Source organism: Pelagerythrobacter marensis, from assembly GCF_001028625.1.
GTDB lineage: Bacteria > Pseudomonadota > Alphaproteobacteria > Sphingomonadales > Sphingomonadaceae > Pelagerythrobacter > Pelagerythrobacter marensis.
In genome coordinates, this window is the sequence record NZ_CP011805.1 from 776,052 (window position 1) to 791,904 (window position 15,853).

Consider the following 15,853-nt stretch of genomic DNA (forward strand, 5'->3'; position numbering starts at 1 on the left):
GCGCCGCCGCCTTTGCAACGGCGCATCGAAGGCAGCTCCGGGTAGATTCGGGAACGCCGATTATATGAGCGAGACTTCCGTTTCACAGAATCCTGTGCCTTCGGGCGGCAGGCAGCCGGGCGCCCACGGCGCCACCTCTTCGAAGGCTGCCCTTGCCGTGGGCGCCATCGGCGTGGTCTTCGGCGATATCGGCACCAGTCCGATCTACGCCTTCCGCGAGACTTTTGCCGGACCGCACCCTCTCGCACTCGACACGCTGCATCTGCTCGGGGTGCTGAGCCTCATTTTCTGGTCGATGACGATTATCGTCTCGCTCCAGTACGTGACGATCATGATGCGGGCCGATAACAAGGGGCAGGGCGGTACGCTTGCCCTGGTGGCCCTGATCTCAGGCCGGGTGGGGCGAACGGGGTATGGCTGGGTTGCGGTCATGCTGGGCGTCTTCGCCACTGCGCTGTTTTACGGCGACAGCATGATTACGCCGGCGATTTCGGTCCTTTCGGCGGTGGAGGGGCTGACGACGGTGGAAGACCGGTTCGAGCCGTTCGTCATCCCGATCGCGCTTGTGCTGTTGATCGCCCTGTTCCTGTTGCAGCGACGGGGAACGGCCAAGGTGGGCCGCCTGTTTGCGCCGGTTATGCTGGTCTATTTCAGCGTTCTTGCCGTGCTGGGCCTGATCCAGATCGTGCAGAACCCTGGCGTTCTGGCGGCGCTCAATCCCTGGTATGCCGTCCAGTTCTTCATGACCGACAAGCTCCTGGCCTTTCTCGCGCTGGGTTCGGTCGTGCTCGCCGTCACCGGGGCGGAAGCGCTGTATGCCGACATGGGGCATTTCGGGCGCGGCGCGTTGCGGATCGGTTGGTTTGGCTTCGTCATGCCCTGCCTGCTGCTCAACTATTTCGGCCAGGCAGCGATGATCATGGGGCTAGAAGCTGCCGCCGCCGCCGATGCGATCCAGAACCCGTTCTTCCTTATGGCGCCCGAGGCCTATCGCCTTCCGCTGGTGCTTCTGGCGACGTGCGCCACGTTCATCGCCAGCCAGGCCGTTATTACGGGCGCGTTCTCGGTCACGCATCAGGCGATCCAGCTCGGTTACGTGCCGCGCCTCTCGATCCTGCATACGAGCGAGACCGAGCATGGTCAGATCTACATCCCGTTCGTCAACTGGGTGCTGATGATCGCGGTTATCCTGCTGGTTCTCACTTTCCGCAACTCGTCCAACCTTGCCAGCGCTTACGGCATCGCGGTGACCGGGGCGATGCTGATCGATACCTGCCTCATGGCAGTGCTGTTCATTGCGGTCTGGCGCTGGAAGATGTGGGTGGTCATTCCGGCTGCCGCGATCTTCTTCGTGGTCGATGGGGCATTCTTCAGCGCCAACCTGACCAAAGTGCCCGATGGCGGCTGGTTCCCCCTTCTGGTCGGCGCGATCGCCTTCACTTTCCTCACCACATGGTCGCGCGGTCGCAAGCTGATGCGCGAGCGGATGAGCGAAGTTGCTCTGCCGATCGAGATATTCGCCAAATCGGCCAAGAACAGCGCCATTCGCGTGCCGGGCACGGCGATCTTCATGGCATCGAGTACGGCGGGTGTTCCTTCGGCCCTGTTGCACAATATCAAGCACAACAAGGTGCTGCACGAACGTGTCGTGATCCTGACCGTTGAGATCGCGGAAGAACCCTACGTCGATCCCGAATGCCGCAGCGAGTTTCACGATCTGGGTGACGGTTTCTACCGCATGGTGCTGCACTATGGCTTCATGGAAGAAACCGACGTACCCGCCGCGCTCAAACAGGTGAACAGTTGTGGCGGGGCGTTCGATATGATGAGCACCAGCTTCTTTCTCAGCCGTCAGACGCTGCTGCCATCGAAGAACCCGAGCATGATGATCTGGCGCGAGAAGATCTTCTCGTGGATGCTGCGCAATGCGGCGACCGCGATGGAATTCTTCCGCCTGCCGACCAATCGGGTGGTCGAACTGGGTAGCCAGGTCGAAATCTGACGCTGCGCCAGCCGTCAGGCGGTTGGCGGCGGGGTCTGTTCTTCCTCCTTCACCCCTTCCGCTGCAAGCCCGTGCCGCAAAAGCATCGGGATCTGGGTGAAGGTGAAGAGGAAACTGAGCGGCAGGAACACCCAGAATTTGGCCCAGAGCCAAGATTCGAACGACAGCGTGGCACGCATCACTTCGTTGAGCGCTGCGAGCGCGAAGAAGAAGAACGCCCAATTGCGCGAGAGCTTGAGCCAGCCTTGCGCATCGAGCCCTTCGAACGCGGCGCCGAGCAGGATTTCCAGCAGCGCCTTGCCGCGCAGCCATCCGACGATCAGTGCGCTGCCGAAGAGGACGTAGACTACCGTCGGCTTGATCTGGATGAAGCTTTCATCGCGCAGCCAGATGGTCAGCGCGCCAAACCCGACGATTAGCGCGGTTGAGAGCCATAACATCGGCGATACGCGGCCGAACTTCCATTTCGAAAACCCCAGCGCGACAACTGCTGCGACCATGAAGGCGATGGTGCCGCGAATGACAGCCGCGATCTCACCCAAGGGGCTCGTTTCGTCAGGCGCGTAGAACTTGTAGGTGCCGAGGAAGACGAGCAAGGGCCCGTAATCCACCAGAATATTGAGCCAGCCTGACTTCTGCTTCGCTTCGGCCATCAAGCCACTCCTGCAATAACGCGCGCTACCAGATCGGGGTCGAACGGTCGCAAATCGGAAATCTTTTCGCCCACGCCAATCGCGTGGATCGGCAAGCCGTACTGTTCCGCTGCGGCGACGAGGACGCCGCCGCGCGCGGTTCCGTCGAGCTTGGTCATGATGAGGCCGGTGACGCCCGCGACTTCCTTGAACACGTCGATCTGGCTCAGTGCGTTCTGTCCGTTCGTGGCGTCGAGCACCAGCACGACGTCATGGGGAGCCTCGAGGTTGAGGCGGCCGAGGACGCGGCGGATCTTGGCCAGTTCATCCATCAGCTCGCGCTTGTTCTGAAGGCGACCGGCAGTGTCGACGATCAGGGCGTCGGTTCCGCGTTCGGTTGCCGCCTTGACCCCGTCAAAGACCACGGAGGCCGGGTCCCCGCCCTCGGGGCCGCGAATGATCGGCACGTCGATTCTTTCGGCCCAGGTGGCGAGCTGACCGATCGCGGCGGCGCGGAACGTGTCGCCCGCCGCCAGCATGACGTCGTAGTCGTCTTCCTGAAACCAGTGCGCCAGTTTGGCGATCGTGGTGGTCTTGCCGCTGCCATTGACCCCGATCACGAGAATGACCTGCGGCCGGGGAAAGGCGACCACTTCGAGAGGCTTGGCAACAGGGCGCAGGATAGCCGCGATTTCTTCGGCCACTGCCTCTTTCAACTCGCGTTCCGAAATTTCCAGACCGAAGCGCTTTTCCGACAAGCGCCCGCGAATCCGCGCCGCCGCGGAGGGGCCGAGGTCCGACAGAATCAGCGCGTCTTCGACATCGTCGAGCGTTGCATCGTCCAGCGTCGCCGTGCCCACCGCGCCGGTGAGGTTGGTGGAAAGGCGGTCCGACGTCTTGCGGAATCCCGCAAGCAGCCGGTCGCTCCAACTCGTCTCGCTCATAGGAGCAGGCCTTTCTCATGTCGTTGGGCGGTGAGGGTCAGGATCTCTCCGCGCCCCACGCCTTCCGGAAGGGCGTAGCGGGCGAAGTTTTCCGCATATCCGGTGCCGTCGTTTTCGGCGAGCACGGTGTGGCTCTGCCCGACCAGTGTGTCCAGCCATGCGTCGCGGACTTGCGCGACTTCCGCCCGCAGCTCTGCCGCGCGCGCCTTCACGGCCGGTCGGTCGACTTGCGGCATACGCGCGGCAGGCGTGCCCGGGCGGGGCGAATAGGGGAAGACATGGCCATGAACTATCTGGAGCTCCCGCACGATCGACAGGTTATCTTCGTGCGCGGCATCGCATTCGGTCGGGAAGCCGGCAATCAGATCCGCCCCGATCGCGATTTCCGGTCTGGCCTGCTTCAACCGCTGCACCAATGCCACCGCATCGCGGCGCAGATGGCGGCGCTTCATGCGTTTGAGGATCAGGTCGTTGCCGTGCTGCAACGACAGGTGCAGGTGGGGCATCAGCCGCGGTTCACCGGCGAATAGATCGAACAGCTGGGGATCGACTTCGACTCCATCGAGCGACGACATGCGCAACCGCGGCAATTCGGGGAAAGTGTCCAGGATCGCGGAAACCAGCCTGCCCAGAGGCGGCTCGCCGGGCAGGTCGTGTCCCCACGAAGTGACATCAACCCCGGTCAGAACCACTTCCGGCGCGCCCTGATCGAGATGGCGCTCCACCTCATGCAGAACTTGCGCGACGGACAGCGACCGGCTCGGCCCTCGTCCCTGAGGGATGATGCAGAACGTGCAGGCATGATCGCAGCCGTTCTGCACGGCGACGAACGCTCGTGTGCGCTGTGGCGGTGCGGGTGCAGCCTGTTCGGGCGCGTTCCAGGCACGCGGATCGAGCTTGCGCTCGTTTGCGACGAATCCGTCGACTTCCGGCATGGCGGAAAGCTGTTCACGCTCAATCTCGGCGGCGCAGCCAGTAACCAGCAATCGGGCGCCTGGCTTGTCGCGCCGGGCACGGCGAATGGCCTGCCGGGTCGTGCGCACCGCTTCGGCCGTTACGGCGCAGCTGTTCACCACGATCACATCGCGTTCGCTCGATAACATCGCGCGGATACGCTCGCTCTCGGCAATGTTGAGCCGGCAGCCGAGCGATATCACCTCCGCCCCGCTCGTCATGCGAAATGGTCCCATTCGAACGTGCCGCGATAGGATTCGGTTGCAGGGCCAGTCATCGCGATGCGTTCGTCCTGCCCCCAGTCGATCTGCAGGACACCGCCGGGCAACTTCACTTCGACCGAGCGGTCAACCAGTCCCCGTCGCATCGCGGCCACTGCCGTAGCGCAAGCGCCAGTGCCGCATGCGCGTGTGAGACCCGCGCCGCGTTCCCACACGCGCAGCCGGATGCGCGTGCGGTTCTCGACCGTGGCGACATTCACGTTGATGCGATTGGGGAAAAGCGGATCGTGTTCGATCGTCGGGCCCAGGCTCTCCAGAGGGACGGCATCGCAATCCGCGACGAAGAAAACCACGTGCGGGTTGCCGACATTGACTGCGGCCGGATTTTCCAGCCCATCCCAGCCGACCGGCATGGCAAGGGTATCCATCGCATAGGCGAGAGGGATATCCTGCCATTCGAAGCGCGGTATGCCCATGTCCACCGTTGCACCGTCGTTGCCAGGCTCCGCCCTCAGCAATCCGGCAGCGGTTTCAATCGTCGCGGAGGCGCCATGAAGCATGGATACCGCCCGCGTCGCATTGCCGCAGGCTTCGACCTCTCCGCCGTCGGCGTTGAGGATGCGCATTCGAAAATCCGCAGCATCGGCAGGTTCCAGGATCACTAGCTGATCGCAACCGATCCCGGTGCGCCGGTCGGCGATGCGCGCGGCGATCATGCTGGTCACAGCGGGGATCGCCTCTCGCCGCGCGTCAAGCACGACGAAGTCGTTTCCCAGACCATGCATCTTGATGAACGGTACCCGCATTGACCGGCGCATTTATGCGTCGCGCGGGGGCGCGTCCAGTGTCATGGGGAAGTCAGGCTTTCTTGCGCACCGGCGTGGTCGGCAGGTTCTCCGGTTCGCTGTCGTCGCCCGGCGCGGCTGGCTGCGCCAGGCGGCCCAGGCCTTTCAGGCGTTCGCGCACTTCCTCGACCGTTTCGGGGCGACCGTAGATATAGCCCTGGCCCTTGATCCTGCCGAGCGCGCGAAGGTTGGAAAGGATCGCATCGTCCTCGATACCTTCCGCGGTGATCGGCATGCCTAGCCCGTGACCCAAGGCGACAATCGCGTTGACGATCTGCGATGCGCTGCCTTCGCGCCCGATCTCGCCCACGAAACTGCGATCGATCTTGATCCGGTCGAACGGGAGCGAGCGCAATTGCGCGAAGCTGGAATAGCCGGTGCCGAAATCGTCGAGATTGACCTTGATGCCCTGATTTCTAAGGCTGACGATCATCGACCGCACGAGCGGGACGTTGTCGTGCAGACAGCTTTCGGTAATTTCGATCTCGAACCGCTGCGGCGGGAAGTTCGCCTTCAGCAGCAGTTTGAGCAATCGCTGCGGAAACCACGGATCGTTGAACTGCAAGGGCGAGATGTTGACCGATAGCGTCAGGCCGGGATCCCAATCCCGCGCATCGTCCAGTGCACGTTCGATCAGCTGCTCGGACAATTCGGCAATCACGCCGATGCTTTCCGCAACCGGTATGAATACCTCTGGCGAGACAACGCCCAGGCGAGGCGAATGCCAGCGTGCCAGCATTTCGAACCCGGTCAGTTCGCCGCTTTCGAGATCGATCTGCTGCTCGTAATACGGCACGAACTCGCCCGCAGCCAAGCCTTCGCGAATACCTGATTCGAGCGAGTTACGAAATTGCAGCTCGTCTTCCATCTGCGTCTCGAACCAGCAGAACCCGTTCTTTCCGCACGACTTGGCATGGTACATCGCGATGTCGGCGCGATGCATCAGTTCCTGCGCATCGGGCGATCTGCGGTTCTCGACATCTGTGGGCAGCGTGGTCGCCATGCCGACCGACACGGTCGTTTCGACCTCGCGATCTGCGACAGAAACTGGCTCCGCGATCGTCTCGATCATTCGTTGAACCAGCCGATCCAGTCGTTCGGGCTGGGCGGCATCGTAAGGCAGAACACAGGCAAATTCATCCCCGCCCAGTCTGGCGACCAGCGTTTCGCGCGGCATCAATGCGACGATGCGTCGTGCCGTCTCGCGCAGAACCTCGTCGCCGGCGACGTGGCCGTTGATGTCATTGATGCGCTTGAAATTGTCGAGATCCACCATCGCGAAAGCGACGCCGTTGCCGGTCACGGACTGAAGCGCAATCAGATCATCCGTGGCCGGCGGCAAGCTTCTGCGATTGAGACAGCCTGTCAGCGGATCGGTTTCTGCCAGCAGGCGCGCCTTTTCCTCCGCAGCCTTGCGATGGCCGATTTCTTCTACCAGTTCGCTGTATCGCCGCCATCCGAAGATGATGAGTGCGATATTGAGCAGTAGCGCGTTGACCAGAACGACGTCGGGTGCCTCGGCCACGCCGGTCCACGAACCGATGATCTTCGGAATGACGGCGCCTCCGGTCCCCACGAACATCAGGATGGCAGCAACGGCAATCCCGATCGCGATCAGATCGCGATCGGCCCTGTGGCTCGCCTGCCGATTTCTGCTTTCCGCTGCCATATCTCCGGCGGCCTGTCGCCGCACAGCCCCTCGCATGTTGTTCGCAGCGCTTATGCTCCAACGGGCTAAAAGATAGGTTAACCACGCTGGGGGCGGGTACTGGCCTGGGGTGGAGAGGTTCGCTATCGCACGACGATTGAACCGAAGAACGCAACTGCAGGAGCGCACGTGTGCCGCGATACTGGCTGATGAAATCCGAACCCGACGTTTATGGCTGGGACGATCTTGTCGCTGAGGAAGAAGGGACCTGGGATGGCGTCCGCAATCATCGCGCCAAGAACAATCTTGCGGCGATGCAGGTTGGCGATCAGGCTTTTTTCTATCACTCCAATATCGGGCTTGAGATCGTCGGTATCGCGGAAATCAGCGAAGCCGGCATTACCGATCCAACCGATCCAGAGGGTAAATGGGCAGCGGTAAAGGTCGTGCCGCGGAAGAAGCTTCCGCGCGCGGTGACGCTGAAGGAAATCAAAGCAGAACCAAGGCTTGGGGAGATGGAACTGGTCCGCCAATCGCGACTGTCCGTGTCGGAAGTGCGCCCGGATGAATGGAAGAAAATTCTTTCTATGGCAGAGGCTTAGGGCTGGAACTGCCATCCATTTCGGCTGTTGATTCGATAACACGGCGCGCAATTCCGCCGCCGGAGAATCAGGAGAGCCGACATGGGTGAACTCAAGGACAAGGCCAAGGGCGCGGGCAACGAGATTGCCGGAAACGCCAAGCAGGCCGCTGCGGAAATCAGCGGCAATCCGCGTCTGGATGCCGAAGGCAAGGCTCAGGAACGCAAGGGCGAGGCGCAGAACCTTTCCGGAAAGGTGAAGGGCGCGCTGGGCGACAAGGTCTGACGTTCCCAGCCCTCGATGTATAGAGAAGGGGTCGCCCGATGGGCGGCCCTTTTTCGTTTGGTAGAGCCTTCGCGATTTCCCCGCTGCCGAAACTGTCTCGCAATGTAACGCCTTGCAAACCGCGGGAGCATAATGGTTAGCAAAGCGTTAACGCTGCCATGATGCGCCGCTATCTTGTTCTTACCGATGAATCCGCTCGACACCCGTTCAGGGCGAGCCTGCCGCCACATGTCTTTCGCCTGGAAGGCCATTCGGAAACGGAGACCGCACGCTGGCGCATGTCGCTGGCGGATGTGCGCGGCTTTGCCTCCGCCTATGTGGCGTGCGTCGTCGCGGCCATAGCCTTCATCGTATGACGACGTATGGCACCGTGATCGGCTACGTCGCGAGAGCAGCCTTTTCCGCGTCGTAAAGCTTCTTTCCCAGCCAGCTGGATATCAGACACATCGCTGCGCTTAGCAGCAATTGATCGACTATGGCGACGTCCACCGCGCTCAGCCCCATGGCCAACAGCGCACCACCAACCATCGCGCCAGAATTGACGATGTTGTTTGCCGCGATTGTGCGGGCTGTCTGGGTCTTCGGCACGAATGTCGTGAGAAAGGCGTAGAGCGGGACGACGAACATGCCGCCGGCGATTGCAATGCCGAGAAGGCATAGCAGCAGGGTGATAGCCAGCGGCTGCCCCATAAACTGCCCGACATCCATCAGCATATCGCCCGGAGCAGGGGTCCAGGCGCGGCAGACGAGGTAAAAGGCCAAAACGAACAGCGCCATCACGATCACCGATGCCGGTGAGTAGCGGGCCGACACCGTGCCCTTGAGCAGTGCGTTGACCGATACCGATCCGATCGCCACGCCGACCGAGAATATGACAAGGAACAGGCTGGCCACTTCCTTGCTGGCGGTGAGTACGTTCTTGGCCAGGGGCGGGAACTGGATGAACAGCACGGCGCCAATGGTCCAGAAGAAGCTGATTGCCATGATCGCCAGAAAGACGCGGCGATCGTCGGCTGTCGACCGGACCAGCTTGAACATCGAGACAAACTGATCGGCGATCAGGACGGGAAGGAAGGCGAGGGCGGTGAAGGCCGGCCCGCGCCCAGAGCGCCTGAGCGGATCAAGCAGCGGGAAATCGAGCTCGTTGACGTCACCCTGCGGCGGTGCCGGTGGGACGAACTGCGAAGTGATGAAACCCAGTATGGCGATGGCGATGACCAAGCCTGCGGCGATCTCAACCGGGATCCAGCCAGCCAGAATGGTGCCGAACAGGATCGCCAGATATGTCCCCGCTTCGACCAGGCCGGTGCCGGCCAGGACCTCATCAGAATGAAGGTGCTGCGGCAGGATCGCGTATTTGATCGGCCCGATGAAGGTGGAGTGCACCCCCATCGCAAAAAGGGCCAGGAGAAGCAGGGGGATCGCCATTTCCGCGATCGATACGGGCGGGCGGAACAGACAGGCCCCTGCCGAACCGGTCGCGCATTGGGCATCCTGCCACGCGATCAGCAGGCCGGCCGCGCCCACGATCATGATACCGATTTCGCAAGCCTTCACGATCCGGATGATCCGGGCCTTGTCGCGCATGTCCGCCAGTTGCCCGGCCAATGCGGAAAGCACGAAGAACGGCAGAATGAACACGCCCGAAGCGATGGCGCTGAACAGCGCCTCCTCCGCTTCGGAATTGTAGACGCTGTAGACCACGAACAGCACCATCGCGGTCTTGTAGAGATTATCGTTGAAAGCGTTGAACAGCTGCGTAACGAACAGCGGAAGGAATCGGCGGCGCCGCAGTATGTGCGTCGATGTTGTCATGCGGTTCCGTACGCCTTTGCCAAGTCCCGGCACGCTGTAGAGCACGCGAGGATGCGGACAAGGGCAAATGCGCGGCTTTTGCCCGGAGCAGGGACGCGCTAGGAAGGAACTGCCGTGCTGAACCTGCCCAATATCCTCACGCTTTCGCGAATTGTGACCATCCCGCTGCTGGTGTTCCTGCTGTGGTGGCCCGGTTGGGCATTCGGTTATCTTATGGCTTTCGCGCTTTACTGCCTGATGGGCATTACCGACTATTTCGATGGCTATCTGGCGCGTGCCAGCGGCACGGTATCGAAGCTGGGCGTGTTTCTCGATCCCATAGCGGACAAGATTATGGTCGCTGCCGTCATTCTGGTGCTGACTGCACAAGGCTGGCTGCGCGGGCCGGTGGCGGGCGATTTTCACGTTATCGCGGGACTGGTCATTCTCATGCGAGAGATCGCCGTGTCCGGGCTGCGCGAATTTCTCGGCCCCTTGCAGGTCTCGGTTCCAGTCAGCAAGCTGGCAAAATGGAAGACGGCGGCCCAGATGGTTTCGCTCGGCGCGCTGATCCTGGCAGGCGCCTTGCCCGGATGGAACATGCAGATGGGGGCAGCGATCTTCAACGTCCCGCACCTGGTCGGAATTGTGACGTTGTGGACGGCGGCGATCCTGACGCTGGTTACCGGATGGGATTACCTGCGGGTCGGGGTCAAATACATGGATTGACCGTGCCGTGCGCAGCCGCCGCCAGCGCCTCGCGATAGGCGCTGCGCGCGCGCCGCGATGCGCGGACGGTCGGTGCCGATGTGGGAGCGGCAGGTGCGCGGGTGGCTGGCGATCCTGCGGGGAAGAGTTCCGCGGTGAGCCTTTCAATCTCCGCCAGGGTGGCTTTGCTCGCCCGGACCATGTCGGGAAGCAGTCGCAGATCGAGGTGGGTCAGCCCGAACTGGAACAATTCGCGGAAGGCGACCCGTTCCGAAAGGCCGTGCCCGATCCGAAAATTCTGCTGTTTCGCCAAACCGGACAGGGCCGCATCGACGCGATCGATCTGTCGCCGCTCCGACATGCGCACCCGGTTCTTGGCGACGAGCCAGTCGATCGGCGCCAGGCCGAGATCTCGCCGCGCGTTGCGCAAGGCCGCAACCGTTCGTCCGAAGCAGGCCGCAGCGCCGGGGCGGCCCGACACCGGATCAGTCCGGCCAAGGACCTGAAGATCGGCGAACGAAGCATTGATTGGGGTCACCAGCGTTTCAGCGGCGGCCACGGCGCGCCGGAATATCGGGCTGTCGGCCCCCGGCGCATCGAGCACGACGAAATCGGGCGTTGCATCAAGGCGATTGATTTCCTGCTGCAACTGGGCGGCGGCGGGGCGGTGCAGAATGGCATGGCGGGGCATCGGCAGGTCGACCCCCAGAACGCGCGCGGTGCCTTCGCGGAAGCACAGACTTTGATCGAGTGTCGCCTGCCTGGCATCGAGATCAATCGCGACGACCCGAAACCCGGAATGCGCCAGGGAAACTGCGCAGTGCAAGGCCAGGGTCGATTTGCCGACTCCGCCCTTTTCGTTCGCGAATGTGATTACTTTGCCGGCGGGAACATGCGCAGCCACATCGGCAACCACGACCTCCGGATGTTCTCCGTCGGTCCAGCGCGTGCCAGATGACTCGTGGCAATCCCTTGGATATTCAATATCTTTCCACACCGCGCAGTTCCCCAGCCAGCGCCTAGCGAATCAGTTATCCACAGGTTCTACCACAATTTTACAAACACCACCCTGCGCCTGTCTTCGGGGCGAGGGTGCAGGTTTGCCAACCGGGTGCCGATCAGCCGGCGCGCAGCTCTTCCGCGAGAAGCTCGAAATCCGCCTTGCGTGGAGAGTTCTTTCGCCAGATCAGCGCGATCTCGCGACTGGCGGCCTGCGATTTCAGCGGCCGTGCGACGATCTGGGTGTCGTGCAGGATGCCCGCCTCAATCGCCATTTCCGGCAACATCGTCAGGCCAAGATCGTTGTTCACCATCTGCACGAGAGTGTGCAGCGAGGTTCCGATCATTGTGGCGGACGCGCGCAGTTCCGGTCGGTTGCAGGCAGCCAGAGCGTGTTCCTTGAGGCAGTGCCCGTCTTCGAGCAGCAACAGCCGTCCTTCGTCGATCATGGACGGAGGAACGACAGCGGGCGGATCGCGCGGGTCGTCCTGCGGGAATGCGACATAGAGGCGATCGTTGGCAATGTGCGCCTGCTCCACCTCCCCAGTGGCGAAGGGCAGCGCCAGGAGAACGCAATCGACCCGGCCGTGGTGCAGGCTTTCCACTGCGTCGTGGCTGGTTTCTTCGCGCAGAAACAGCTTGAGGTCGGGCCGTTCCGCACGCAACCGGGGCAGGATACGGGGCAGCATGAAAGGCGCGATCGTCGGGATCACGCTCATCCGCAATGTACCCGATAGCGGCTTGCCGCTTGCGCGGACGAGATCGGACAACTCCTCCGCCTCGCGCAGCAGGCGATGAGCTTTCTCGACGACCTGTTCGCCCAGTGTCGTGAACCGTACGACCCGCCGGCTGCGCTCTACCAGCGTCACACCCAGCAGCGATTCAAGTTCGCGAATCCCCGCGGACAGCGTCGATTGCGATACGAAGCTCGCCTCCGCCGCGCGTCCGAAATGACCGTGTTCGTGCAGCGCAACCAGGTACTGCAACTGTTTGATCGTAGGCAGGTAAGTGCTCACTCGGCGGCTCGCGCCTCTGCCATGTCGCCTGGCATATCATCGATATGGGTCATATTCAGCTTGCCGCCCTTCACGGCGAAGGCCAGCTTGCCTTCGACCAGTTCCAGAGCATCGCGACCGAACACTTCGAAACGCCATCCTTCGAGGATCGGCAGCTTGCGTACCCCGGCGGCGAGCGCTTCCATCTCGTCCGAACGGGTCAGCAGGCGCGCGGCCACGTCGATTTCGCGCGTGCGGATCTTGAGCAGGAGCTTGAGCAGATCGGCCACCAGTGCGCCCTCCTTGCCCAGGGGCGCGCCCCGCTTCGGCTTGTCCGGCATTTCGTCGGCCGGAAGCGGTTCGGCCTTTTCCAGGACCTTCAGCAGCCGCTTCCCGATGTCATTGTCTTTCCACGCATTCGACAGGCCGCGGACTTTGACCAGATCGCTTTGCTTCTTCGGCGGATGGCTGGCGATATCCGCCAGCGTTTCATCGCGCATGATGCGCCCGCGCGGAATGTTCTTGTGCTGCGCTTCGCCCTCGCGCCACGCGGCGAGAGCCTTGAGACGGCCAAGGACCGCCGGATTACGCCCGGCCTGGCGAATGCGGCGCCATGCATCGCCGGCATCGTTGCGATAGTTCGCCGGGTCGGCCAGCTTCTCCATCTCGGCATCGAGCCATTCGCCGCGACCGGTCTTGATCAGCTTGCGCAGGATCTTGGGGAAGATCTTCGACAAATGCGTCACGTCGCCAATCGCATATTCGATCTGGCGCGCGGTCAGCGGGCGGCGGCTCCAGTCGGTGAAACGGGCACCCTTGTCGACGGTAATGCCCAGCCACGCCTCGACCAGATTGGCATAGCCGATCTGCTCCGACTGACTGATTGCCATCATTGCGATCTGCGTATCGAAGATCGGATGCGGCGTCTTGCCGGTGAGGTTGTAGATGATCTCCACATCCTGCCCGCCGGCGTGGAAAACCTTCAGCACGTCTTCGTTGTCGCACATCAGATCGAGAAGGGGGGCCAGATCGATCCCGTCGGCGAGCGGGTCGACTGCTGCTGCCTCTTCCTCGTTCGCGATCTGCACCAGGCACAATTCCGGCCAGTAGGTATTTTCGCGCATGAACTCGGTATCGACGGAAACGAAGTCGGATTTCGCCAGGCGCTCGCACAGTTCGGCGAGCTCGTCGGTGGTGGTAATCAGGTCATGTATCTTCATAGGTCTTTTCTGTCGTCGGGCGGAGTACCGCCGCTCGGCCTGCCCGGTGCCTTGACAAAGCTCCGTCCTTGCCCTGTTAGCGCGCGCGATATGCGCAGTGCGCCGTTCGCTGGCGCGCCCTTAGCGCCATAGCTCCGAAAATGGAAAGATTTTAGATGCACGCCTATCGAACCCACAACTGCGCACAGCTGACCAAGGCGAACGTTGGCGACACGGTTCGCCTGTCGGGCTGGATCCATCGCAAACGCGATCACGGCGGCGTTCTGTTCGTCGATCTTCGCGATCATTACGGAATGACGCAGATCGTCGCTGATGAAGATAGCGAGGCGCTGCCCGTTCTCGAAGCGCTCAAGCTGGAATCGGTCGTAACGATCGACGGTACCGTGAAGGCGCGGGGCGAAGGCACGGTGAATGCCAACCTGCCGACTGGCGAGATCGAAGTGTTCGCCCGCGGCGTCAGCGTTCAGAGCCGGGCGGAAGAGCTGCCCCTGCCGGTGGCGGGCGAACAGGATTATCCCGAGGACATTCGCCTGAAATACCGCTTCGTCGATCTGCGGCGCGAGACGATGCATCGCAACATCATGCTGCGCAGCCAGGTGATCACCTCGATCAGGCGCCGCATGACCGACCAGGGTTTTACCGAGTTCCAGACGCCGATCCTGGGCGCTTCCAGTCCCGAAGGCGCGCGCGACTACCTCGTACCCAGCCGGCTGCACCCCGGACGCTTCTACGCGCTTCCCCAGGCGCCGCAGATGTTCAAGCAGCTGCTGATGGTTGCCGGCTTCGATCGCTATTTCCAGATCGCGCCCTGTTTCCGCGACGAGGACCTTCGTGCCGATCGCAGCCCGGAGTTCTACCAGCTCGATTTCGAAATGAGCTTCGTTACGCAGGAAGATGTCTTCCAGGCGATCGAGCCGGTGCTCGCCGGGGTGTTCGAAGAGTTCGCGAATGGAAAAACGGTGACGCCGGCGGGCGAGTTCCCCCGCATTCCTTACGCCGAAGCCATCCTGAAGTACGGAACCGACAAGCCGGATCTGCGCAACCCGCTGATCATCAGCGATGTGACCGATCACTTCGCGGCGTCCGGCTTCGGCCTGTTCGAGAAGATCGTCGGCAGCGGCGGGCGCGTGCGCGTGGTCCCCGCGCCGAACACGCATGAAAAGAGCCGGAAGTTCTTCGACGAGATGAACGACTGGGCGCGCCGCGAAGGCTTCGCCGGGCTCGGCTACGTGACCCGCAAGGGCGGCGAGTTCGGCGGTCCGATCGCCAAAAACCACGGGACCGAGGGCATGGAAAAACTCTATGCCGAACTCGGTCTCGGTGAAAACGACGGACTGTTCTTCGCCGCGGGCAAGGAAAAGGACGCGGCCAAGCTGGCCGGTGCCGCCCGCACCCGCGTGGGTGAAGAACTGGGCCTGATCGAACAGGGATGCTTCAAGTTCTGCTGGATCGTCGATTTCCCGATGTTCGAGTACGACGAGGATCAGAAGAAGGTCGATTTCAGCCACAACCCGTTCTCGATGCCGCAAGGCGAGATGGAGGCGCTGGAAACGATGGACCCGCTGGAGATCAAAGCCTGGCAGTACGACATCGTCTGCAACGGATACGAACTGTCGAGCGGCGCGATCCGGAACCATCGTCCCGATATCATGTACAAGGCGTTCGAAATCGCCGGGTACACGCGCGAGGATGTCGACGCGAACTTCTCCGGCATGATCGAGGCGTTCAAGCTCGGTGCACCGCCGCACGGCGGCTCGGCACCGGGGATCGATCGGATCGTGATGCTGCTGGCAGATGAGCCCAATATCCGCGAGGTGATCGCCTTCCCGCTGAACCAGCGTGCGCAGGATCTGATGATGGGCGCCCCATCGCTCGTCAGCCCGCGCCAGCTGCGCGACGTGCATATCCGCACGCTGGAAGCACCCAAGCCCGAAGGGGCGGATACGACGCGCGTGGATCGGGCAGGGGATTCCTGATCGTGATTTCGGGGGGGCGGAACTTTCCAACCTGCCTGATGGGGCGGGC

At 62.2% G+C, this 15,853-nt stretch carries 15 protein-coding genes; 6 read left to right on the forward strand and 9 right to left on the reverse strand.

Translation table 11 applies throughout. The annotated features are described in order from the left end of the window. Positions 1 to 64: 64 nt before the first annotated feature. Positions 65 to 2,002, forward strand: a complete 1,938-nt coding sequence (locus AM2010_RS03775) for a potassium transporter Kup (protein WP_047805940.1) — start codon at positions 65 to 67, stop codon at positions 2,000 to 2,002. A 14-nt stretch (positions 2,003 to 2,016) separates the two neighbouring features. Here the strand turns inward: AM2010_RS03775 and AM2010_RS03780 are convergent, their stop codons facing one another. From AM2010_RS03780 to AM2010_RS03800, 5 genes are read right to left on the reverse strand one after another with little or no spacing between them, the layout of a single operon-like run. Beyond that, complete coding sequence (locus AM2010_RS03780; protein WP_047805941.1) at positions 2,017 to 2,655, reverse strand: inner membrane-spanning protein YciB; 639 nt, start codon at positions 2,653 to 2,655, stop codon at positions 2,017 to 2,019. Continuing rightward, a complete protein-coding gene (ftsY, locus tag AM2010_RS03785) occupies positions 2,655 to 3,578 on the reverse strand; it encodes a signal recognition particle-docking protein FtsY (RefSeq protein ID WP_047805942.1) in 924 nt (307 codons plus the stop codon). The genes AM2010_RS03780 and ftsY overlap by 1 nt, the downstream gene beginning before the upstream one ends. After that, the gene (locus AM2010_RS03790; RefSeq protein ID WP_047805943.1) at positions 3,575 to 4,753 is read right to left on the reverse strand and encodes a MiaB/RimO family radical SAM methylthiotransferase; all 1,179 of its coding nucleotides are present in this window, start codon (positions 4,751 to 4,753) and stop codon (positions 3,575 to 3,577) included. The genes ftsY and AM2010_RS03790 overlap by 4 nt, the downstream gene beginning before the upstream one ends. Further along, positions 4,750 to 5,559, reverse strand: a complete 810-nt coding sequence (dapF, locus tag AM2010_RS03795) for a diaminopimelate epimerase (RefSeq protein ID WP_047805944.1) — start codon at positions 5,557 to 5,559, stop codon at positions 4,750 to 4,752. Before dapF ends, AM2010_RS03790 begins: the two co-directional genes overlap by 4 nt. A gap of 52 nt (positions 5,560 to 5,611) precedes the next feature. After that, positions 5,612 to 7,267: a putative bifunctional diguanylate cyclase/phosphodiesterase gene (locus AM2010_RS03800; RefSeq protein ID WP_047805945.1), complete on the reverse strand. Its 1,656-nt coding sequence runs from the start codon at positions 7,265 to 7,267 to the stop codon at positions 5,612 to 5,614. Positions 7,268 to 7,455: 188 nt separating this feature from the next. On the opposite strand from AM2010_RS03800, the gene AM2010_RS03805 reads away from it, so the two are divergent. The 3 genes from AM2010_RS03805 (at position 7,456) to AM2010_RS03815 (ending at position 8,468) form a co-directional block, all read left to right on the forward strand. Further along, positions 7,456 to 7,848: an EVE domain-containing protein gene (locus tag AM2010_RS03805; RefSeq protein ID WP_047807670.1), complete on the forward strand. Its 393-nt coding sequence runs from the start codon at positions 7,456 to 7,458 to the stop codon at positions 7,846 to 7,848. A gap of 81 nt (positions 7,849 to 7,929) precedes the next feature. Further along, positions 7,930 to 8,112 (forward strand): CsbD family protein, encoded by a 183-nt coding sequence (locus AM2010_RS03810; RefSeq protein ID WP_047805946.1) that lies wholly within the window; start codon positions 7,930 to 7,932, stop codon positions 8,110 to 8,112. A 158-nt stretch (positions 8,113 to 8,270) separates the two neighbouring features. Further along, positions 8,271 to 8,468, forward strand: coding sequence for a hypothetical protein (locus AM2010_RS03815; protein WP_047805947.1), 198 nt, complete (start codon positions 8,271 to 8,273; stop codon positions 8,466 to 8,468). Between the two features lie 22 nt (positions 8,469 to 8,490). Here AM2010_RS03815 and AM2010_RS03820 read toward each other — a convergent pair whose 3' ends face one another. After that, a complete protein-coding gene (locus tag AM2010_RS03820; RefSeq protein ID WP_047805948.1) occupies positions 8,491 to 9,927 on the reverse strand; it encodes an MFS transporter in 1,437 nt (478 codons plus the stop codon). Positions 9,928 to 10,041: 114 nt separating this feature from the next. Between AM2010_RS03820 and pgsA the strand changes: the two genes are divergently transcribed. Then, the gene (pgsA, locus tag AM2010_RS03825) at positions 10,042 to 10,635 is read left to right on the forward strand and encodes a CDP-diacylglycerol--glycerol-3-phosphate 3-phosphatidyltransferase (RefSeq protein WP_047805949.1); all 594 of its coding nucleotides are present in this window, start codon (positions 10,042 to 10,044) and stop codon (positions 10,633 to 10,635) included. Here the strand turns inward: pgsA and AM2010_RS03830 are convergent. The 3 genes from AM2010_RS03830 to rnd all read right to left on the reverse strand — a co-directional run bounded on the left by AM2010_RS03830 (position 10,619) and on the right by rnd (position 13,828). Continuing rightward, complete coding sequence (locus tag AM2010_RS03830) at positions 10,619 to 11,530, reverse strand: division plane positioning ATPase MipZ (RefSeq protein ID WP_236699398.1); 912 nt, start codon at positions 11,528 to 11,530, stop codon at positions 10,619 to 10,621. The genes pgsA and AM2010_RS03830 overlap by 17 nt on opposite strands. Positions 11,531 to 11,732: 202 nt before the next feature. After that, on the reverse strand, positions 11,733 to 12,629 hold the full coding sequence (locus AM2010_RS03835) for a hydrogen peroxide-inducible genes activator (RefSeq protein ID WP_047805950.1): 897 nt from the start codon (positions 12,627 to 12,629) through the stop codon (positions 11,733 to 11,735). Continuing rightward, entirely contained in the window at positions 12,626 to 13,828 is a 1,203-nt protein-coding gene (gene rnd / locus AM2010_RS03840; RefSeq protein WP_047805951.1) for a ribonuclease D, read from the reverse strand. The genes AM2010_RS03835 and rnd overlap by 4 nt, the downstream gene beginning before the upstream one ends. A 155-nt stretch (positions 13,829 to 13,983) precedes the next feature. Here rnd and aspS point away from each other — a divergent pair, with 155 nt between their 5' ends. After that, complete coding sequence (aspS, locus tag AM2010_RS03845) at positions 13,984 to 15,804, forward strand: aspartate--tRNA ligase (RefSeq protein WP_047805952.1); 1,821 nt, start codon at positions 13,984 to 13,986, stop codon at positions 15,802 to 15,804. Positions 15,805 to 15,853: the final 49 nt, after the last annotated feature.